The sequence below is a fragment of the Variovorax sp. SPNA7 genome, assembly GCF_033807855.1.
GTDB lineage: Bacteria > Pseudomonadota > Gammaproteobacteria > Burkholderiales > Burkholderiaceae_C > Variovorax > Variovorax beijingensis.
The window spans coordinates 1081893-1101049 of sequence record NZ_CP138514.1 but is presented as its reverse complement, the minus strand read 5'-3'; the positions used below and the strand labels follow the sequence as shown (position 1 = coordinate 1101049).

General features: G+C 67.2%; 18 protein-coding genes. 7 read left to right on the top strand and 11 right to left on the bottom strand.

All coding sequences use genetic code 11. The annotated features are described in order from the left end of the window. Window positions 1–3: 3 nt before the first annotated feature. Entirely contained in the window at window positions 4–1464 is a 1461-nt protein-coding gene (locus tag RZE77_RS32940) for an efflux transporter outer membrane subunit (RefSeq protein WP_319442874.1), read from the bottom strand. Between the two features lie 237 nt (window positions 1465–1701). Here RZE77_RS32940 and RZE77_RS32935 point away from each other — a divergent pair, with 237 nt between their 5' ends. The 4 genes from RZE77_RS32935 to RZE77_RS32920 all read left to right on the top strand — a co-directional run bounded on the left by RZE77_RS32935 (window position 1702) and on the right by RZE77_RS32920 (window position 5544). Then, entirely contained in the window at window positions 1702–2523 is an 822-nt protein-coding gene (locus RZE77_RS32935) for a MipA/OmpV family protein (protein WP_319442873.1), read from the top strand. Then, complete coding sequence (locus RZE77_RS32930) at window positions 2523–3209, top strand: response regulator transcription factor (protein WP_319442872.1); 687 nt, start codon at window positions 2523–2525, stop codon at window positions 3207–3209. The genes RZE77_RS32935 and RZE77_RS32930 overlap by 1 nt, the downstream gene beginning before the upstream one ends. After that, on the top strand, window positions 3178–4566 hold the full coding sequence (locus tag RZE77_RS32925; RefSeq protein WP_319442871.1) for an ATP-binding protein: 1389 nt from the start codon (window positions 3178–3180) through the stop codon (window positions 4564–4566). The genes RZE77_RS32930 and RZE77_RS32925 overlap by 32 nt, the downstream gene beginning before the upstream one ends. Window positions 4567–4677: 111 nt before the next feature. Next, window positions 4678–5544, top strand: a complete 867-nt coding sequence (locus tag RZE77_RS32920) for a glycosyltransferase family 25 protein (RefSeq protein ID WP_319442870.1) — start codon at window positions 4678–4680, stop codon at window positions 5542–5544. A gap of 117 nt (window positions 5545–5661) precedes the next feature. On the opposite strand, the gene RZE77_RS32915 is transcribed toward RZE77_RS32920, so the two are convergent. The 3 genes from RZE77_RS32915 to RZE77_RS32905 form a co-directional block, all read right to left on the bottom strand. After that, window positions 5662–6153 (bottom strand): AAC(3)-I family aminoglycoside N-acetyltransferase, encoded by a 492-nt coding sequence (locus RZE77_RS32915; RefSeq protein ID WP_319442869.1) that lies wholly within the window; start codon window positions 6151–6153, stop codon window positions 5662–5664. A 25-nt stretch (window positions 6154–6178) separates the two neighbouring features. Further along, complete coding sequence (locus tag RZE77_RS32910) at window positions 6179–8164, bottom strand: sensor histidine kinase (RefSeq protein ID WP_319442868.1); 1986 nt, start codon at window positions 8162–8164, stop codon at window positions 6179–6181. A gap of 121 nt (window positions 8165–8285) precedes the next feature. Continuing rightward, window positions 8286–8840, bottom strand: a complete 555-nt coding sequence (locus tag RZE77_RS32905) for a winged helix-turn-helix domain-containing protein (RefSeq protein ID WP_319442867.1) — start codon at window positions 8838–8840, stop codon at window positions 8286–8288. A gap of 243 nt (window positions 8841–9083) precedes the next feature. Here RZE77_RS32905 and RZE77_RS32900 point away from each other — a divergent pair, with 243 nt between their 5' ends. Together RZE77_RS32900 and RZE77_RS32895 are read left to right on the top strand one after the other, a co-directional pair. Next, window positions 9084–9473 carry a hypothetical protein gene (locus tag RZE77_RS32900; protein ID WP_319442866.1) on the top strand — a complete coding sequence of 130 codons (390 nt, stop codon included), beginning with the start codon at window positions 9084–9086 and terminating at the stop codon, window positions 9471–9473. An 81-nt stretch (window positions 9474–9554) separates the two neighbouring features. Further along, the gene (locus RZE77_RS32895; RefSeq protein ID WP_319442865.1) at window positions 9555–10307 is read left to right on the top strand and encodes an alpha/beta fold hydrolase; all 753 of its coding nucleotides are present in this window, start codon (window positions 9555–9557) and stop codon (window positions 10305–10307) included. On the opposite strand, the gene RZE77_RS32890 is transcribed toward RZE77_RS32895, so the two are convergent. The 6 genes from RZE77_RS32890 to RZE77_RS32865 all read right to left on the bottom strand — a co-directional run bounded on the left by RZE77_RS32890 (window position 10300) and on the right by RZE77_RS32865 (window position 16594). Then, window positions 10300–11328 (bottom strand): RNA methyltransferase, encoded by a 1029-nt coding sequence (locus RZE77_RS32890; RefSeq protein WP_319442864.1) that lies wholly within the window; start codon window positions 11326–11328, stop codon window positions 10300–10302. The genes RZE77_RS32895 and RZE77_RS32890 overlap by 8 nt on opposite strands. A 70-nt stretch (window positions 11329–11398) precedes the next feature. Beyond that, complete coding sequence (locus RZE77_RS32885) at window positions 11399–12862, bottom strand: amidohydrolase family protein (RefSeq protein ID WP_319442863.1); 1464 nt, start codon at window positions 12860–12862, stop codon at window positions 11399–11401. A gap of 48 nt (window positions 12863–12910) precedes the next feature. Further along, a complete protein-coding gene (locus RZE77_RS32880; protein ID WP_319442862.1) occupies window positions 12911–13666 on the bottom strand; it encodes a sulfite exporter TauE/SafE family protein in 756 nt (251 codons plus the stop codon). Next, entirely contained in the window at window positions 13663–14913 is a 1251-nt protein-coding gene (locus tag RZE77_RS32875) for an MFS transporter (RefSeq protein WP_319442861.1), read from the bottom strand. The genes RZE77_RS32880 and RZE77_RS32875 overlap by 4 nt, the downstream gene beginning before the upstream one ends. A 63-nt stretch (window positions 14914–14976) precedes the next feature. After that, complete coding sequence (locus RZE77_RS32870; RefSeq protein WP_319442860.1) at window positions 14977–15855, bottom strand: polysaccharide deacetylase family protein; 879 nt, start codon at window positions 15853–15855, stop codon at window positions 14977–14979. 25 nt (window positions 15856–15880) lie between these two features. Further along, complete coding sequence (locus RZE77_RS32865) at window positions 15881–16594, bottom strand: fumarylacetoacetate hydrolase family protein (RefSeq protein WP_319442859.1); 714 nt, start codon at window positions 16592–16594, stop codon at window positions 15881–15883. Between the two features lie 124 nt (window positions 16595–16718). Between RZE77_RS32865 and RZE77_RS32860 the strand changes: the two genes are divergently transcribed. Beyond that, the gene (locus RZE77_RS32860) at window positions 16719–17687 is read left to right on the top strand and encodes an AraC family transcriptional regulator (protein ID WP_319442858.1); all 969 of its coding nucleotides are present in this window, start codon (window positions 16719–16721) and stop codon (window positions 17685–17687) included. 7 nt (window positions 17688–17694) lie between these two features. Here RZE77_RS32860 and RZE77_RS32855 read toward each other — a convergent pair whose 3' ends face one another. Beyond that, window positions 17695–19155: a sensor domain-containing diguanylate cyclase gene (locus tag RZE77_RS32855; protein ID WP_319442857.1), complete on the bottom strand. Its 1461-nt coding sequence runs from the start codon at window positions 19153–19155 to the stop codon at window positions 17695–17697. Window positions 19156–19157 lie beyond the last annotated feature (2 nt).

The window sequence follows — 19157 nt, the reverse complement described above, 5'->3', positions numbered from 1 at the left end:
GGCTCATCTTTCATGCCCCGGGTGCCGCGATCCGGCGAGCTGCTGCGCCGCCGGGGCCGACCATCCGCCGCCCATCGCCCGGTACAGGGAGACCCAGGCCAGCAGGCGCTCGCGGCGCAGGTCGACCAGCGCGCTCTGCGCGGCGGCCATGCTGCGGCGTGCGTCTTCCAGGTCGAACAGGCTCGCCGTGCCCGCGCCGTAGCCCGCCGCCGTGGCCCGGTACGAGCGCTCGAAGCCATCGGCGGCAATGCCGGCGCTTTCGCTGCGATTTGCCGTGCCCGCCAGCGTGACGAGCGCGCCTTCCACTTCCTGGATCGCCGTGCGCAGGCGCGCGGCGTAGACCGTGGTGGCAACCTCGTAGCGGACCTTGGCGGCCTGTGCGTTGGCTTGCCGCATGCCGCCGTCGAAGAGCGGAAAAGTGATGGCAATGGGCCCGACGCTCCAGACCGTGCCGTCTGCGCTGGCGCCGATGCTCGACGTGCGCATGGCGCCGATATTGCCCGCCAGCGTGATGCGCGGCCAACGCTGCGCACGGGCCTGCGCCGACGCAGCGCCGGCGGCAATGACGTCCTGCGCGGCCGCATGGATGTCGGGTCGCTGCGCGAGCAGCTCGGCGGGCACCGCGGCCACGCCGAATTCGGCCGGAGCCGGCAGCTGCGCGGTCTTCGCGGCAAGCGCGCTGCGCAAGGCCGGTTCATCCAGGGCGGCCATCGCCACCAGCGCCTTGACCAGCAGTTGGCATCGCGCCTTGCGCTCCTCGAGTGCCACGTCACCCTGCGCCGCGCTGGCGCGTGCCAGGTCCGCGGTTGCAGGCGAGCGGATGCCGCCCGCCACGGCCGTCTCGGTGAGGCGGGACGTCTGCGCGCGGGAGACCGCATCGATCCTGGCCTGGTCGACCTGCGCCTCGCAGGCCCTGAGCTCGACATAGTTCCGCACCACCTCGGCAGCGACGGAAACACGTGCATCGTGCCAGCCGGCCTGGCTCGATGACCACCGCGCCTTGGCGGCTGCGAGGCCGGCGCGGTGGGCGCCGAAGAGATCGAGCTCCCACGCGGCTTCCAGTCCCACCGACGAAAGCTTGCCCACGGGGGCGGACAGCTCCTGCCGCCCCTTCGACGCACTCGCCGAGATGCCCAGCGAGGGCAGCAAGGCCGCGCCGCTGCCCACCTGCACCGCCCGCGCATCGGCCATGGCCGCGGCGGCCTGCGCCAGCGTGGGGCTCGCGCGCTGGGCCGCCTCGATCAGGCGGGGCACGAGCGGATCGTCGAACTGCGACCACCAGTGCCCGAGCTCGTCGACCCGTCCGCCGTGCGGAAGCAGTGCGTGCCATTGATCGGCCACCTGCGCGCCGGCATGGTCCGGCGCGCAGGCCGGTGCGGTCGAAGCACAGCCCGCGAGCACGAGCGGCACGCCGGCGGTTGCGCACCACGCGAGGCCGCGGATCTTCCTGTGCAGCTGCTGCACAAGAACCTGTAGAGGTGCGTGTTGGAATCTGGAGTGGACGTTCATTGACCGGGCTGTCGAAGGCAGGAGTGCCGTCGCTTTCATCTGCAATGAACGGGACTGTCCGGTCGCGAGGCTTTCCCGACACTTACCGGGAAACGCGGATGCGGCCGGGGTGCAGGATGCAAGCCTGGTAAGTGTTGGGTAAGTCCGGGGCTTGGAGCATGCGGGCTTCAACATCCACCGAGGACCCTCTTCGTGCCCCCTTTCCAACGCTTCCCGCTTCGCCTCCAGGCCACCGCCGTCGACCTGGCCCGAACTTCCATCCTTGCCGCGGCACTGGCCCACGGAATCCTGGCCCATGCCCAGCAACCGCCCGGCGATCCGGAGTCGACGTCCTGGTCGCTCGGCGCCGCCGTCGTGAGCATGCAGAAGCCCTACATCGGCATGGACCGGGAGACCAAGGTGTTGCCCATGCTCCGGTTCGAGAACAGGTACGTCCGGATCTTCGGGCCCCAGATCGGGCTCAAGCTGCCAGGTGTCGACATCGGCGATTCGCAGAAGCTCAACTTCAGCCTGATCGGCAAGTTCGACGGGAGCGGCTACAAGGCCAAGGATGCCCCCATCTTCACCGGCATGAGCGAACGCAAGGGCGGTTTCTGGGCGGGCGCCGAGATGGAGTGGAAGAACGACTTCGCCGATCTCCAGGTGTCATGGATGACCGACGCATCGAACAAGAGCAAGGGCCAGAAGTTCAGCATCGGCCTGCAGAAGGCTTGGCGTGTCGGCCAGAGCGTGATGCTCATGCCCCGCGTGGAAGCGGTCTGGCACGACAAGAAGTACGTCGACTACTATTACGGCGTGCGCGCCAGCGAGGCCCGTGCGGGCCGACCGGCCTATGCCGGGAAAGCGGGCACCAGTGCCGAGCTGGGATTGCGCAGTGTCTACATGATCGATCAGCGAAACTCCGTGTTCCTCGATGTGTCCGTGTCGAGCCTGCCGAAGTCCATCAAGGACAGCCCGCTGGTGAACCGGTCGACCGAGAGCCGCATGCTGCTGGGATACACATACCGCTTCTGATGAGCCGAATACTGCTGATCGAAGATCATGACCGCTTGGCTCGGTTGATACGCAAGGGCTTGCTGGCCGCCAGCATCGGTGTCGACGTGGTGGGCCGCGCCGACTCGGCCTGGGCCGCCATCAGGCAGATGCCCTACCAGGCCCTGATCCTCGATCGAGGATTGCCGGACGGCGATGGCCTTGCCTTGTTGCAGAGGCTGCGCAGCGCCGGCATTCGCGTGCCTTGCCTGGTATTGACGGCGCGCGATGCGCTGCACGACCGAGTCGAGGGCCTCGAGGCAGGCGCCGACGACTATCTTCCCAAGCCATTCGCCATGGACGAACTGGTGGCCCGTGCGCGCGCCCTGCTGCGCCGCCCGGTGGAGTTCCGGACGCTCGATCTCAGCCATGGCGACCTGACGCTGCACTCCGGCGCCAGCATCCTGCACTGCGGGGACGAGAAGATCACGCTCGCGCCGGCGGAAGTGCAGATCATGGTGCTGCTCTTGCGCAAGCACGAGGAGGTCGTGCGCCGCAGCGCGCTGGAGGCGGCGGCTTGGGGATTGAGCGAGGCGGTCACGCCGAGCGCGCTGGACGTAGCCCTGCACCGCATCCGCCGCAAGCTGCTGGCCATCGGGTCGCGCCAGCGGATCATCAACGAGAGAGGCCTGGGGTATGCGCTTCGTGAAGGCGATCCGCCTCAATAGCCTGAGCTTCAAGGTGCTGCTGGCCTACCTGGCCGGAACGATGCTCAGCATCGCACTGCTCGTGGTCGCCGCCATCGTGATGGTTCAGAGCCGGGACCTGGCCCGGATGGACCTGGCGGGCGGTGCCGAGGACATGGCGGAAATGCTCCGATTCGACAGCAGCGGCAAGCCCGTCGGACTGGAAGCGGACGAGGACGACCTGGCGTGGGTGTTCGACAGCCTGCGGCGCGAGGCGGCCTACCGCGTTCTCGACGATGCCGGCAACGCGGCACTCCTGTCGCCAGCCGGCGAGAAGATCTGGCCAGCCGGCGAAGGCCTTCCCCACCTGGTGCGCGAACGCTTCGAATTCGAGCACGAGGGCGTGACCCTGTACGGCGTCACCGCGCCCGTGAAGCATGGGGGCAGGACCTGGTATTTCCAGGTCGCGGCCAGCACGCGGCTCATGGCGCTTCTTCATCGTGTGGCCCTTCCGCTGGTGGGCGTGGGCGTCACGGTGTTCGGCCTGGTGCTGCTTCTTGCCTTCGGCCTGTGTGCGTACATCACCTTGCGCTACACGCTCAAGCCGCTGCGGGACGTCTCGGAGTCTGCCGCGGCGATCTCTCCGCGCTCCATGCATGCACGGCTGAACACGGAAGCGATCCCGGTCGAGATCGCTCCTCTTGTCGAAAGCTTCAATCGGGTACTCGAGCGCCTCGAGCAGGGCTATCGCGTGCAGCAGGAGTTTCTCGGCAACGCGGCGCACGAGCTGAAGACGCCGCTCGCATTGATCCGCGCGCAGATCGAACTGAAGGAGGAGGACGCGGGCGATGAAGACTCGCTGCTGAGCGACGTCGAATACATGACCCGGCAGGTGCAGCAGCTCCTGCTGCTGGCCGAAGCCAGCGAGGTGCGCAACTACAAGCTCGCCATCGTCGGCGTGCAGGGGATTGCCGACGAAGCCGCTGCCTACCTGCAGCGCATGGCCGAAGCGGCCGGCGTGCAGCTGATGGTGTCTGCTGCGGTCGAAGGCGTGGAGTGGGAAGCCGATCGCGGCGCCTTGTTCACCTTGCTGAAGAACCTGTTGGAAAACGCCATCCAGCATGCGCCCGCGAAGACGTCCGTGCACATCGAGCTCCAGCGCGACGCACTGACCGTCAGGGACCTCGGGCCGGGCGTCGATGCCGCGCAGCTTCCCTTGCTGTTCGAGCGCTTCTGGCGCGGAGCGCACCGGCGGGACCACGGGGCAGGACTGGGCCTGGCCATCTGCCACGAGATTGCCGTGGCGCATGGCTGGCGCCTCACGGCCGAGCGGGCGGAGCCTGGACTGCGGTTCAGTCTGTCGAATCCCTCGATTTCCGGATGCGGGGGGCGCCGGTAAGAGTTCAGAAAGTCTTGCCGCTTGATCATCGGACGCGTCCCCCCGTCCTTCAAGGAAGCCGTGATCAAGTACCCCACTGCGCCCATGGGCGCCCGCCCAGGCAGGAAGACGATGTCCCTGGCCGTCCAGGCGTTCGTCATCAACCTCGACCGATCGCCCGAGCGGATGGCCAATATGGAACGGCGGCTGGGTTGCCAGCCGATCCAGTGGCATCGTGTGCCTGCGATCGATGGCCATCGGCTGGAGCGCTCCTCGGTCGAGGATGTCGACGCTGCTGGGTACAGATGGCGCCACGGAAAGTCTCTCAACCCGGCCGAAGTGGGCTGCTACCTGTCGCACCTTCGAGCGCTCGATCAGTTTCTCCGCAGCGATGCCGAGTACGGATTGCTGCTGGAGGACGATGCGGCATTTCCCGCCGATTTCGCTGGCCTGTTGGCGCGATTGATCCAGGTCGATCACCTGTGGGATGTCGTCAAGTTGTCGGGTTTCCATTCGGGAACGCCGATCCACGTCGAGCAGCTGGTCGGGCCCTATGCCTTGGCCGTTCCCTTGTCGCGGCACATGAATGCCAACTGCATCCTCTACTCGAGGCGGGCCGCAAGGATTCTGAGCCAGCGCCTGCGGCCGATGACCTTGCCTTTCGATCATGCGCTGGAGCGCGCATGGCTTCACGGGCTGAAGCCGCGCATCGTGACCCCGGCACCGTGTCCGGCAGACACCGGAATGACCTCGACCATCGGGGACAGGATGCATCTGAAGCGATTCAAGTTTCCGATCCACCGGCGCGTCCCGGCGATGCTGTTCCGGCTCCAGACGGAAGTGCTTCGGTTCGTCTTCGGACTCCGCGAGGTCGCGGGGGCCTTCGGTGCGAGCGCTATGTATCTCCGTCAGCGTCCTGGCAAACCCTTTCGACCACCTTCACTCGAGCGCCCAGCGCCTCGAAGCGGTGGACAAGCTCGTACTTCAGGGCAACGCTGACGCTGTCGTCCAGCAGCTGCAACGCCAGCTGATGCTTGAGGTTCAGCAGGCTTGCGCCCGCGAGGCTTGGACGGCTGTGCGGCTCGGCCAGTTGTCGCGCGTGAGCGCCATTGAGTTTCAGGACGTCTGCGGCGGTTTCACCGGCGGCACCGGGATGTCGAAATGCAGCACGTCCTCGCGCACGCCCAGCTTCGAGTACAAGGCCACGGCCGGCGCATCGGGCGGATCGGCCTGGACGAAGATCACGTAGGCCCCGCGTTCGGCGCCGATGCGCTGGAGCTCGCGGATCAACGCGGTCGCCACGCCCCTGCGCCTGTGGTGGGCGGCAACGGCCAGGTCGTAGATGTAGATCTCGCTGCGCTCCTGCTCGAACTTTTTCAGTTCGTAGGCCGCAAGGCCGCCGATGACCTGCGATTCCTCGCGCGCCGCCAGTGCAATGAAATAGCCGCTGCCCAGCAACTGCCGCAGATAGGCAGGCCGAGGGCGGCTGGCAGCATAGGCGGCCGGCTCGTCGAAGGCTTCGCCGAAAACACCGAGAAGCGCAGTCATCAGCGGCCCGTCGTCGGCCGAGAGCTGCTGAACCGTGTAGCTGGCAGGGATCGCGGACATGGCGGCATCCTAGCAACAGGAAATCTCAGGCGGCGCTCATGGTCTTGTCGGCACTCTCTCCATGGCGAAGGGGCAGCCAGAGCGTGAAGCGCGTCCCGCCGCTGCCCGATTCCCAGCGCACCGTGCCGCCGATGGCCAGCGCGCGCCGCTGCTGGTTTCGCAGCCCGCGGCCGCTTCGGCGCAGGGCCTCTTCCACGGCAAAGCCCGCGCCGTTGTCCTCGATCACCACGCAGACGCCCTGTCCCTCGGTCGCGGTGCTGAAGCGGATGATGGTGGCCCGCGTGTGGCGCAGCACGTTGGCCACGCACTCCTGCATGATGCGCAGGATATGCAGCGCGCTGCCCGGGTCCAGCCAGGCCAGCGCGGGCACCGACTGCACTTGCCAGTGCAGCGCGAGCCCGGCGCTCTCGATGCGCGGCGCTAGGCGAAAGCGCAGGGTGGCCAGCAACAGCAGCAGGTCGGCGTCCACGCTCTCCATCGAATCGATGGCCAGCTTCAGGTCGTCCATGCAGCCCTTGAGCACGCCCGAGATCTCGGTGCCGGTCATGGCGCCTTGCTCCACCGAGCGGATGGCGCTGATCAGCGACGAGCCGAGCCCGTCGTGCATGTCCTGCATCAGGCGCCGGCGCTCGGCACCGAGCATCTGCTCGTTCTCGATCACGCGCAGCCGCTGGTAGCTTTGCTCCAGCTCGGCCTCGCGCGCCTGCAGCCGCTGGGCCAGGCCCTTGTTCAGCCGGGCCACCTCGGCGAAGGCGCCCGTGTAGCGCTGGAACATGATGTACGAGAAGATGAAGAACAGGCTGATGATGGCGTAGGGCGAGGTGTACACGCTCTCCGGGCTCACCAGGTTGTTCTGCAGCAGCCCGTCATAGGAAGTGAAGGCCAGCGCCAGCACGGCCCAGCCCGCCACCAGCCGCCCCTCGGGAAACTTGGAGCGCAGCGCCTTGCGCAGGTTCACCGCGAAGATCAGCACCGTGACGGGCAGCACCGCCAGGTTGAGCAGCGGGGTGAAGAGGTAGAGGCTGGGTATTGCCTCGGACACGTGGGGCAGCGTCGCAACGCTGCAGGCCAGCGCCAGCCCTACCGACAAGCGCGTGAGCCAGCGCGAGGGCTGCTGGTGCAGCCGCTGCAGGAACAGGTGGATGAGGATGATCAGCCAGAGCAGCGAGGCCACCGTGATCCATTCGAACCACTCGTCCGAAATCGGCAGGTAGTCGCCGCTCACGAAGTAGTGCAGCGTGCGCAGGAAGGCCATCGCCGAGATGGCAAAGAACAGCAGGTAGAGCGATTCGCGCCGCTTGCCCAGCCATACCGCGAATGCAAAGGCCCCCACCGCCAGGAACGCCGCGCTGCCCATGAACGGCAGCTGCACCTGCAGCAGTTGGCGGGCATGGTAGCGCCAGCCCAGCGCATCCTGGCTGCCCACCCACACCGTCGAAAATCCGCTCCCGCTGCTGCGCAGCCGGTCGACGCGAATCAGCACCGACGCCGGAGAAGGCGTGCGGGCCGCTGCGTTCAGCGGCAGCAGCAGCGGATGGTTGTAGCCGTTGTGCACGGCGCTGCCTTGCGACTGATGGAGCAGCACGCCATCGCCGTACACCGCGATGTGGCCCAGGGTCTTCCAGCGCGGGAGGTAGAGAAGGCGCGGCTCTGCCGACGGCGCGAGCCCGGCCAGATCGATGCGGTACCAGTCGGTGACCGTGTGCACGCCGCCCCCGGATGTGGGCACCAGCTCTCGGCCGGCCGTATGCGGCAGGCTGACCGTCTGCCAGCCCTCGCTCGGCAGCCCGGCGTCCTCGATGCGCCGCGGCGGGGCGGAGTAGCCGGTGCCGGGAATGGACAGCAGTTCGGCCCGCGTGATGTGGACAGCGCCATCGCCGTGCGGCGCGGCCGCATCCATTGCCGGCGGTTCGGCGGCGCCCGCACAAGGCAGGAAGGCGAGGGGCAGCGCCAGCCACAGCGTTGCGATCCACCGGCCCGCCCGCCGCTGGCCCTTGCAGCCCGCCTTCATGGAACGCTTGCGCCTTGGAGGCCGCTTTCAGCTGGCTTCTCCTGGAAGGCAACTGGAGGGAGGTCGGCGGTGAAGGCGGAACGCATGGGCCGAGTCTATGCGCCCGGTCGGGCCGTCGGCATCAGCGCAATGGAAGCCTGCCAGGCGACCTGCGCCCCGAAGCCATGTAGATCGCGAGGGCAATGCCGATCGCACTGACGCAGAGCGGCGCGGCGACTGCGAGCCACCGGTTGCGCTGCACCGGCGCCGCCGCTGTTTCCGGCCGGCGCGCGGGTGGATCCGCGCGATCGGGCTGCACAGGCCGGACCTCAGCGTCGAACATATAGCCGCGCCGCGGTGATGTCGCAATCAGTGCCGCGCCGTGATCGCCCAGGCGGCTGCGCAGTTCGCCGATGCAATGCACGAGCGAGTCGTGCGTGACCACCACGTCCGGCCACAGGCTGTCCATCAACTCCGTCTTGCTGATGAGGCGCTGGGGATTGGCGAGGAAGAATCGCAGCAGCGCGTCGGGCTTGGGACTGAGCGGTATCAGCGTGCCACCCTGCCGCAACTGGCCGCGCTCGAAGTCGAACTGGAAGCCCGCGAACTGGACCGTTGCCGCGATTCCAGCTCGGCCCCGCGAGCTTGCGGGTGCGGGCTGATTTCGCTCATTGACTGGTGGTTGCCGTTCGGACATGGACGCATCTCTCGATGATTGCCGGCAGTGGCATTGAATGCAGCGAACCGACCGGAGATTTTCTTCCTGTTTGCTTCGCTCCGGAAGGACATGAGGACTTTTCTCTTCACGAAATCATCGCCACATCTTCGCAGTTCGATCATGAAGAACCTGCCCGCCTCGCCTATCGTGGATGGGTGGCATTCGCCACGGGTTCGGGGAGTTCATCGCGTGGGTACCCATGTGCTGGATGGGAGCGAAATCATGCAAGTCCGAATCTTCTGCTCGATGTTCTTCGGCGCGATCGCGCTCTTCCCGCCGGCCGCCCACGTGATCGCGGCCGAAGAGCGCGTCTATCTGGGCAAGGCCGAGATCGAGAGCGTGCTCATCGACAAGGGCATCGAGTCGAGGAACCTGTCGACGGGCATGGTGTCGCATTGGATCTTTCGGACCGATGGCCGTGTCGAGTTCGTCAACAAGAGCGGGCCGGGCAGCGCCTCGGGAACATGGGTGGTTCGGACCGACGGCTTGATGTGCGTCACGATGCTCACCCGAACCGGCTGCCGCTATTGGTTCCGCCAGGGCGGCACGCTCGCCAATGCGCTGGGCAAGGAACCCGACTCGCCACTTGTTGCAGAGATCGCGTTCGAGTAGCCGAAGGTATCCGCAGCCGCACGCAAAACCTGCAGAGGCAAGTATTCTTGCGCCGTCGCAGATGCGACGGAGGCAACGGACATGTACATCGAACAAGGCGGCGAAGGCCCGGACCTGCTCCTCATGCTGCACGGAATGGGCGCAACGGGCGCGGTGTGGTCGCCCATGTGCGCCGAAGCCGGCGCTCGCTGGAGCGGCCGCTGGGTCGTGCTCGACCTGCCAGGCCACGGCCGGTCCGACCGGCAGGACTCCTACGCCATTGGCCAGTACGCCGCCAGCGTGGCGCGCGCTGCGCTGCCGCACATCCATCCCGACGGCCGCCTCGTGGTGCTCGGGCATTCGCTTGGCGGGGTGATCGCCCTCGCGCTGGCCACGGGCTGGTTCGGTGTCGTGCCGCACCGGGTGTTCGCGGCCGGCATCAAGATCGCGTGGAGCGACGAAGAGCTGCGCCGCATGGAGACGCTGGCGTCACAGCCGGGCAGGACATTCGCCACGGAAGAAGAGGCGTGGGACAGGTACCTGAAGGTCTGCGGCCTTGCCGGAGTCGCCGATGCCGCGGCCCCCGTCGCTGCGCGGGGCATCGCGCGCGGCGCCGACGGCTGGCATCTTGCGATGGATCCCCGGGCCCATGCCGTGGGCAAGCCGCCGCTGTCCGAACTGGCGGCGCTGGCGCGCTGCCCGGTCCATCTCGCCCGCGGGCGCCACGACGCGCTGGTCACGATGGAGCAGACCCGCGGCATCGACCCCGATGCGCGCGAGCTCGGGCCGCACGGCCACAACGTGATGGTCGAAGCGCCCGCCCAGGTCTGGGATTGGGTGGCCTCGCTCACGTGAGCGAGCGAATCGGCACCACCCTTGCTTCGGCCGCGCGTGCCCGCAGCTGGCCGCAGCCGCCGTCGACATCCTGGCCGGCCGAATAGCGCAGCTTCGTCAGGATGCCCCGCTGGTGCAGCGTGCGCGCCATCTGCTCGCAGCGCTCCAGCGAAGGGCGGCTGAAGGCCACGCCCTCCACGGCGTTGAAGGGAATCATGTTCAGCACGCCGAACTTGCCGGAGAGCAGCCTCACGATGCCTTCGATCTCCTCCGGCCCGTCGTTGACGCCTTCCAGCAACGTCCACTGGTACTGGATCGGATAGCCGGTGGCCCGGGCGTAGCGCTCGCCGGCGCCGACCAGCTCCTCGGGTGTCATGTTCGGCGCGCGCGGCAGGAGCTTCTTGCGCAGGTCGGCCTTCGTGGTGTGCAAGGAGAGCGCCAGCGCGGGCCTGACACGTGCCTGCTGCAGCCGCTCGAACGCACGTGGATCGCCCACCGTGGAGAACACCAGGTTCTTGTGGCCGATGTTGCCCACCGTGCCGAGCAGCTCGATCGCCTCCATCACGTTGTCCAGGTTGTGGGCCGGCTCGCCCATGCCCATGAACACCACCTTGCGCACCGGCCGGCGCGTGCGCGCGAGAGCGACCTGGGCAATGATCTCGGCGCTTCCCACCTGGCGCAGCAACCCGTCGCGCCCCGTCATGCAGAACTGGCATCCGACCGCGCAGCCCACCTGCGACGAGACGCACAGCCCGTCGCGCGGCAGCAGCACGCTCTCCACCGTCTGGCCATCGGCAAGCGCGACGAGCAGCCGCTCGGACCCATCGGCGCCGGGATGCACCGCGTGGATGCGCGCCAGCCCCGCAAGCTCGGCTTCGATGGCGGGCAGGGCCGCCAGCAGCGACGACGGAAAGAAGCTCGCCGGCAGGCGCCTGCCGCTGTTTCGCGGCAGCGCATGGGACCACAGCCGCAGGATGCGCTGCTCGTGGCTGGGGCCTGCACCGGCTTCCCGCAGTCGTTGTTTCAGTTCGTGGATTCGCATGCTGCGGCAGATTGTGCACGGCAGTCCCGGCGTGCGCACCCGCTGCCTCGCGCGCCGCCTGGCCCGGAATTCAGAACGTCAAGGCCTCGCCCGCCACGTTGCGAATCCGGGTTGCCGATCGATGGGCGCGCCGAAGGATATCCGGGACGTCATAGGCGAGGAGGCGGCCGTTCCTTTTCAGGATGCGCCCGTCGACCAGCACGGTATCGACATTGCTGGCGCTGCCGCCTTGCACGATCGCGGTCTCGATATTGCCGATCGGCCACATGTTCAGATCCCTGGTCCGCACCAGGATGATGTCGGCACGCTTGCCTTCGGTGATCGACCCGGTGACGTCGCCAAGCCCCATGGCAATGGCTCCGTTGATCGTCGCCATCTCGATCACCTCCTGCACGCCGACGGCCTTCGCCTTTTCGCTCGGCGTCCCGGTCCATGGCACCCCAAGGTTCCAGGTGAAGCGCATCATTTCGAACATGTCCGGCGGCGCGATGGAAGTGGCGTCGCTCGACAGCGAAAGCGTCAGGCCCGCTTCGCGCATCGCGAACAGTGCGGCGCGCGCATCGCCGGTGCTGCTGAGCCGAAGCTCCGAGTGCGTCGCGAAGGACAGCGGCGTCTTCGTGCGCGCCATCGCGGCCAGGTCGGCCGCGGTGGCGGGCACGTAGTGGGCGATCATGAAATCCGGCCCCAGGTAGCCGCGCCGCTCGTAGTCGACTGCATCGACGTTGTTCGGTGCCTCCTGCGGCGCGTGGATCGCGACGGGCAGTCTGCTGGCCTTGGCGAACTTCATCTCTTCATGGAACACGGCGTCGGTGCTCTGCTGCGGGCCGCGCAGGTTCAGCCCCAGGTGCACCAGCCCGTCGAAAGGCGAGCGCTCGCCGAACCATTCGCGCCGCACGCGCGCCAGGTCGTCGTAGCGGTTGAGTTCGTCGGCGGGCATCTTGTCGACGTGGCCGTAGGCGTAGCGGGCGCGCAGCAGCGCGTGCTGGTGCGCACGCAGTTCGGCATCGGCATGGGCCGGGGAGCGCGTGTTGTGCGACCAGTTGTGCACGGTGGTCGTGCCGCCGTTCGCCAGCTCGGCGCAGCCCAGCATCACGCTGTTGTAGAAATCGTCGGGCGTATACAGGATCGAGGTCGCGTTCTTGGCGGGATAGTAGGAGAAGCCGCCATCGCTTGCGGTGAAGCTGCGGCCGATGGCGCTCCACATGTGATAGTGGGAATTGACGAAGCCCGGCATGACGATCATGTCGGTCGCATCGATGATCTCCGCGCCCGGTGCGCTCAGGCCTCGCCCGATCTTTTCGATCACACCGCCGCGGACCAGCACGTCGGTGCGCAGCAACACGCCCTTCGCTCGGTCGACCGTGATGACCGCGCCGTTGCGGATCAGGTAGCTGCCGCGGCGGATGCCGGGCGATCCCGGTGCAGGCGTCGTCCGGGCCGACACCGGCGCCGAGCCGACGAGCGCCGGCGCGCCGGTGGCGGCGACCATTAGCGCGCCGACAAGGCGGGTGAAGTCTCTCTTGGTTGTTTTCATGTTTCGACCCAGTGATTGAAGTGATGGAAAGAAGAAGCGGGTGTCCGGTCAATACGCCTTGAGAAGGAATGCCGCGGTCATCGCCAGCCCCGTCAACACGACAAAACCGCGCACGACATCGGGCTTCAGCCGCCGCGCCGCCATGCCGCCGGCATAGCCGCCGACCGTGGCGCCAAGGGCCATCCACAGTGCGTGCGTCCAGACGATCGCGCCGCTGGCCGCGTAGATGGCGACGGCGATCAGCGTCAGGATCGCGGAGACGAAGTTCTTGATGCCGTTCATGCGCCCCATGTCCGTGAGCCCCAGCGCGCCGAGTGCGGCGAGCAACAGGATGCCGAGCCCACCGTTGAAGTAGGCGCCATAGACGGCGACCGCGACGATGCACAGGTCGGCGGCCCACGGGCCCCGGGGCCTGGCGGCCGCGGACCTGCGGCGCACCAGGCCGGGTCCGATGGCGAAGAGCAGCGTCGCGGCCAGCAGCAGCCATGGCACGATGCGGGCAAATGCATGATTCGAGGTCGACAGCAGCAGCGCCGCACCGGCCGCGCCACCGAGCACCGACAGCACGACCAGCCGCAGGAGCGAAGGCGACATCGGGCCCGACAGCTCCTTGCGCAGGGCCCAGGCGCCGGCCAGGTAGCCGGGCAGCAGCGCCGCGGTCCCGGTTGCGTTGGCCGACACCAGCGGCACACCCACCATCGCCAGCGCAGGCAAGGTCAGGAAGCTGCCGCCGCCCGCCACGGCGTTGAGCGCGCCGGCCAACGTCGCCGCGCCGCCGAGCAGCACCCAGTCCAGCGCCGTCACGGCTTGCGCACGGGCAGCGACATGCGATCGGTGCGCAGCAGCGCCGAGAGCACCATTCCAACGGCCGCCAGCAGCGTGATCTGCACCAGCCCGGCAACGCTCCAGCCGAATCGCGCGGCAATGCCACCGATGATGAAGCCCGCGAAAGCACCCGCGCCGTACAGCGTGGTGACGAACACCCCGGTGGCACGGTTCGTGAGCGAGGCGCGAACGGACTTGATGTGGTAGCCCGCCAGGTTCACATACAGCACGCCGCTCACCACGAAGCCCCATGCGAAGGACAGCGCCGACTGGACCACCATGCTTGTCGGTCCGGAGAACAGCAGGAAACCCAGCAGGCCGGTGCCCGCGAAACTCAGCGACAGCACGAGCTTGGGATGGAAGCGGTCTCCGAGCCAGCCGCCGAAGATCGAAGCGAACACGCCGAACCCGAAGGTGCTCATCACGCGGCCGGTGTCCGAGGGCGTGTAGTGCAGATGTTCCCGCAGGAAGGTCGGGTACATGCCGAGATAGCCATAGATGCACAGCCCGCCGATGACACTCATGGCGGTCAGCAGGATCGTGTTGCGGTTCCACATCGTCGCAGCGCCGCTCAGGTCGCTGCGCGCATCCGCGGCGGAGGCGTTCTCGGTCATCCGCTTGCTCACGGCCACCGCGATCAGCGCCATGGCACCGAAACCCGCCACGCCGAACACCACGAGCGGCAGGCGCCAATCGCGCTCGATGCCGATCAGGTGGCCGCCGAGCAGCGGCCCCACGATCGCCCCGATGCCGAAGGAGAAGTTGATCGCCCCCACTGCGGTCGAGCGGAACCGCGCGAAATAGCTCGCCGCGATGGCGATCACCACCGTCAGCTGCATCGCCTCGCCGATGCCGGTGGTGGCCCGGTAGATGATCATGTCGGCGAAGCCGTGCGAGTAGGCGGTCAGCAAGGTGCCGAGCGAGAAGATCGCGATGCCGATCTGCAGCACCGTCTTGCGCGACAGGCGGGCCAGCAGGTAGCCGGTCGGCACGCCGGCCACGGCCATGCCGAGCGTGAAGATGGTCGACAGCAGGCCGGTGTCGGCCAGGCCGAATCCGAACTCCTTGCGAACGTCCGCGGCAATGAGCGGAAAGATCTGCCGGTCCATCGCGTTGAGCGCATACGAGGCGAGCAGCAGCAGGAACATGCCGATCTCCAGTGCGGTGATGGGCGCTTCGCTGCGCACATCGCCGGCCAGCGGGATGGCCGAGGTTGAGGTATGCACGATTTGTCTCCTTCTCGTCGGGCGAGAAATTTGTTCGGGTGCGCCGGCGGTGCGGCGGGTGACTTACGCTGCAGCGCGTGCCGCGCGGTACCAGTCGAGGATCTGCTCGCCCGTGAGGAAAGCGACGTCGTCGTGCGCCCGGATGTGTGCCAGCGCCTCGCGGAAGTAGCGCAGGCGGTGCGGCGCGCCCATGATGTACGGGTGCACCACCAGTGCCATCACGCGGGCCGAGTCCTTGGCGTCGGCATGGAGCTGCTCGAACTGGTCGATGGCGCGGTCGCGATACTCGCTGGCCTTGTGATGCTGGATCAGCATCATCGCCACGTCGTTGCACTCCTGCGTGTAGGGCACGTTCACGATGGCGCCGCCATTGCGTGTCTTCAGCTGCACGGGCTGGTCGTCCAGCACCCAGTCGCACACGTATTCGTAGCCCTGCTCCGCCAGGATGTCGGGCGTGTTCCACGTCTCGGTCAGCCCCGGGCCCAGCCAGCCGCGCGGCCGCTTGCCGGTGTATGCGCGGATGGCTTCGGTCGTCTTCGCGATGTCCTCGACCTCGTCGGGCACCTTCTGCATGTTGCGCTGCCCGAAGCCGTGGCCGATGAATTCCCACTGGCGCGCCATTGCCGCCTTGGCGATGGGCTCGTAGGCCGCGATCGCCGAACCGTTGATGGCGAGCGTCGCGCCGATCCCCAGCCCGTCGATCACCTCCAGCATGCGCCAGAAGCCGACGCGGTTGCCGTACTCGTGCCAGGCCCAGTTCGGAATGTCGGGCATCGGCGAGCCGCCGGCCGGGGGCGTGAGCACCGTGCGGGGCATGGCCTCGTTGATGTCCCATTCCTCGACGTTGACGATGAGCCAGACGGCCAGTCGCTTGCCGTCCGGCAGCTTGAGCGCGGGACGCTCCGAAATGGGCGAGTACGAGATGCGTTCGAGTGGCTTCATGGTGGCTCCTGCGGGTTTCGGGTGTTCAGACAATCTCGACCTGCAAGGCGTCGAGTCCTTCGATGCGGCCGGTGAGCCGGTCGCCGCGCTGAACCGGGCCGACGCCTTCGGGGGTGCCCGTGAAGATCAGGTCGCCGGGCAGCAGCCGGTACTGCTTCGACAGCTCGCTGACGATCTCGTGAACGTTCCAGATCATCTTCTCGAGCACGGAGTCCTGCCGCACGGCGCCGTTCACCGCGAGGCTCAGAGCCCCCGAACGGACGTGGCCGACCTGCGCCACGGGATGGATGGGGCCGCAGGGCGCCGAATGGTCGAACGACTTGCCCTGCTCCCACGGCAGGCCGCGCTTGTTGCACTCGCGCTGGCGGTCGCGCCGGGTCATGTCGAGCCCGGCGGCATAGCCGAAGACATGGTCCAGCGCGGTCTCGGGCGCCACGTTCGAAGCCTCGCTGCCAATGGCGACGACGAGCTCGAATTCGAACTGGAAGTCGTCCGTGAGCGTCGGGTAGGGCACGCGCCCGTCCGTCACCACGGCGTCGGCCGGCTTCTGGAAGAAGAACGGCGGGTCGCGCTCGTCGCCCTCCTTCATCTCCCGGATGTGGGCCAGGTAGTTGCGTCCCACGCAATACACGCGCCGCACGGGAAAGCGCCGATCGCTGCCGACGATGCCGAGGGAGATGGGGGAGACCTGCAGGGCTTCGGCCGCTTGCGCGACGTCGATCGTGGTGTTGAGTGGCATGAGGTTCTTCTCTATGGAAGGTTGGGAAGGGAGGAACTAGAGTCTAGAAACTACGTTCACCAGCCTCAATGCACAGGCTTGCGCAAAGATGTGCAATCCTTGCGATCTTGCATCCGGCCCTCTCATGCAAACAGCCACCCTTTCCGACGATCCGCTGCCCACTCGCCGTGCCGCTGCCATCCGCAACTACACAATGGCAGCGCGGGCACAGCGTGCCTATTTCGGCATCCACGACCAGAGCAACTGCCTGCCGAACCCGGTTCCGCACCGGCATGAGTACTTCCAGATCTACGTGAACACCCGGGGCGAGACCCGGCACTACATCGGCGGCAGCCAGCGGCCCATCGGACCCGGCACGGTGAGCTTCGTGCTGCCGTTCCTGGCCCACTACATCCCCAACGCGGCCGATGGCGTGTTCCACGTCATCAACATCAGCAAGGACTATCTGCTGCCGTCGCTGGACCTCGACGTCTTCGAACTGTCGGAGGTGCCGCTTTCGCGTGCGCCCGAACTCGCGCCATTCCGCTTCCAGCATTGCCTGGATTTCCGTTTTGACGCCGCCGATACCCAGCATCTGCAAGACCTGTGCGAACGCATGGCGCAGGAAGCGCAGCGGCCCCCCGGCGAAGCAACCGCAAGCCACCTGCTGATCCGCAGCCATCTTCTCAACTTGATCGGCATGGTGTGGCGGCGCTACGGGGAAGAGTTTCGGCTCTGCGAAGCCCAGGGGATGGTGCTGCAGTCGTACAAGCAGGCCGTGCTGCGCTGCATCCGCCACATCACCCAGCACCTCGCGCAGGAACTGACCCTGGCCGATGCGGCGCAGGCCAGCCATGTGTCGGCAACCCACCTGTCCCATCTCCTGAAGAGCGAAACCGGCAAGACTTTCCTGGAGCTGGTGACCGAACGGCGGATCGAGCGGGCCAAGACGCTGCTGGCCTTTACCTCTGCCTCGGCCGCTGAAATCGGGGAAAGCACCGGCTTCGGCGAGCCGACGCACTTTGCGCGTCGCTTTCGGCAGGTGACGGGCTCGACGCCTTCAGCCTACAGGCGCCGCTTTCAGCGAGAGGGCGCTCGAACGTGGGATGCGTAGCCGCGCCTTACTCGCGCCGGCGCTCGGCGCCGCTGTCGCGGTAGTGGCGGGCCTTTTCCTCGTACATCGCACGGTCTGCGCGCTGCAGCGCCGCGTCCAGCAGGTCGCCGGCCTCGCAGGTCGCCACGCCGACCGCCAGGCTCAGCAAACGTCCGCTCTGGCCCGCATAGAACTGGTTGTTCAGCTCGAGCATGGAAGCGATGCGGTCGCGCATGGCCTCGGCCCCACGCTCGTCCGTCTTCGGCAGCACCACGGCAAACTCGTCGCCGCCGATGCGCGCGGGCCAGCCGGGCTCGTCGACCGCCTTGCTCAGCACCTCGCCGACGCGCCGCAGCAGTGCGTCGCCGGCGGCGTGGCCTTCCTCGTCGTTGACGGGCTTCAGGCCGTTCATGTCGATCACCAGCACCGACACCGGCCAGGGGCCCTTGCGCGACAGCCGGTTCAGTTCTTCCGAGAAGAAGGCGCGGTTGCGCAGCTGCGTCAGCACGTCGTGCTTGCCCAGGTATTCGAGGTAGGCCTCGGCCTTCTTCCGGGCCGTGATGTCGATCAGCGACACCAGCACCAGGTCCCAGGTGGCGAGCCGGTCTTCGAGCACCGCGAACTGCATGTGGATGTTCAGCAGGTCGCCCGTCAGCGCGTAGTTGACGACCTCCCGCTGCTGCAGCATCTTGCCGCTCCAGAGGTCCTGCAGCTGCTCGGCGAAGGAGTCATGCATCTCGTCGCGAAAGATGTCCGAGATGTTCTCCAGCAGCTCGTTCTTGTCGGCCGCACCGAACATGCGCAGGGTCTCGCGGTTGACGTCGATCACGCGGATCTCGCGCATGCAGCGCGTGATGAATTCGGGATGCACCTTGATGAAGGTCGTGAAGTCGCTGATGCCCCGATTGCGTATGTCGTCGAGCAGGATCTTCACCGCGCTGAAGTCTTCCACCCAGAGCGACACCGGCGAACGTTCGAACAGCTCGCGCGCATAGCGCTCGCTTTCCAGGCGCAGCCGCTCGGCCCGCACGCGTTCGGTGATGTCGTCCAGCGACACCAGCACGCGGTCCCATGTCGCCTCGTGTCCGGGCAGCACCTGCACGCGCACATGCACGTCGAGCCTGCGGCCGTCGAGCGCATAGTTGACCGTCTGGTTGCCGAAAGAGAGATTCCCGCGCCAGAGCTGGTCCAGCTCGTAGATCACGGGCGCGGTCATGTCGTCACGAAAGACGCTGTCAAGGCGCGACAGCAGCTCGGCCTGGCTCTGGGCACCGAAGAGGGTGAGCGTGCTCCGGTTGACGCTCAGCACCTTCAGCTGCGCCATGCAATCGCGCACATGCTGCGGCTCGGCATTCAGGTGCGCTACCAAGTCCACCACACCGGCGCTGCGCCATGCGTCAAACAGCTGGCGCAGTCCGCTGTAGTCCTCCAGCCAGAGCGACATCGGCGCAAACTCGAACATCGATTCGTAGTCGGTGGAAGAGGGCATGG

Excerpts from the sequence above, each read along its gene's own strand:
- RZE77_RS32930 (WP_319442872.1), top strand. The coding sequence starts at position 2,523 with ATGAGCCGAATACTGCTGATCGAAGATCATGACCGCTTGGCTCGGTTG.
- RZE77_RS32925 (WP_319442871.1), top strand. The coding sequence starts at position 3,178 with ATGCGCTTCGTGAAGGCGATCCGCCTCAATAGCCTGAGCTTCAAGGTG.
- RZE77_RS32920 (WP_319442870.1), top strand. The coding sequence starts at position 4,678 with ATGTCCCTGGCCGTCCAGGCGTTCGTCATCAACCTCGACCGATCGCCC.
- RZE77_RS32915 (WP_319442869.1), bottom strand. The coding sequence starts at position 6,153 with ATGTCCGCGATCCCTGCCAGCTACACGGTTCAGCAGCTCTCGGCCGAC.
- RZE77_RS32910 (WP_319442868.1), bottom strand. The coding sequence starts at position 8,164 with ATGAAGGCGGGCTGCAAGGGCCAGCGGCGGGCGGGCCGGTGGATCGCA.
- RZE77_RS32905 (WP_319442867.1), bottom strand. The coding sequence starts at position 8,840 with ATGTCCGAACGGCAACCACCAGTCAATGAGCGAAATCAGCCCGCACCC.
- RZE77_RS32900 (WP_319442866.1), top strand. The coding sequence starts at position 9,084 with ATGCAAGTCCGAATCTTCTGCTCGATGTTCTTCGGCGCGATCGCGCTC.
- RZE77_RS32895 (WP_319442865.1), top strand. The coding sequence starts at position 9,555 with ATGTACATCGAACAAGGCGGCGAAGGCCCGGACCTGCTCCTCATGCTG.
- RZE77_RS32890 (WP_319442864.1), bottom strand. The coding sequence starts at position 11,328 with ATGCGAATCCACGAACTGAAACAACGACTGCGGGAAGCCGGTGCAGGC.
- RZE77_RS32885 (WP_319442863.1), bottom strand. The coding sequence starts at position 12,862 with ATGAAAACAACCAAGAGAGACTTCACCCGCCTTGTCGGCGCGCTAATG.
- RZE77_RS32870 (WP_319442860.1), bottom strand. The coding sequence starts at position 15,855 with ATGAAGCCACTCGAACGCATCTCGTACTCGCCCATTTCGGAGCGTCCC.
- RZE77_RS32865 (WP_319442859.1), bottom strand. The coding sequence starts at position 16,594 with ATGCCACTCAACACCACGATCGACGTCGCGCAAGCGGCCGAAGCCCTG.
- RZE77_RS32860 (WP_319442858.1), top strand. The coding sequence starts at position 16,719 with ATGCAAACAGCCACCCTTTCCGACGATCCGCTGCCCACTCGCCGTGCC.
- RZE77_RS32855 (WP_319442857.1), bottom strand. The coding sequence starts at position 19,155 with ATGCCCTCTTCCACCGACTACGAATCGATGTTCGAGTTTGCGCCGATG.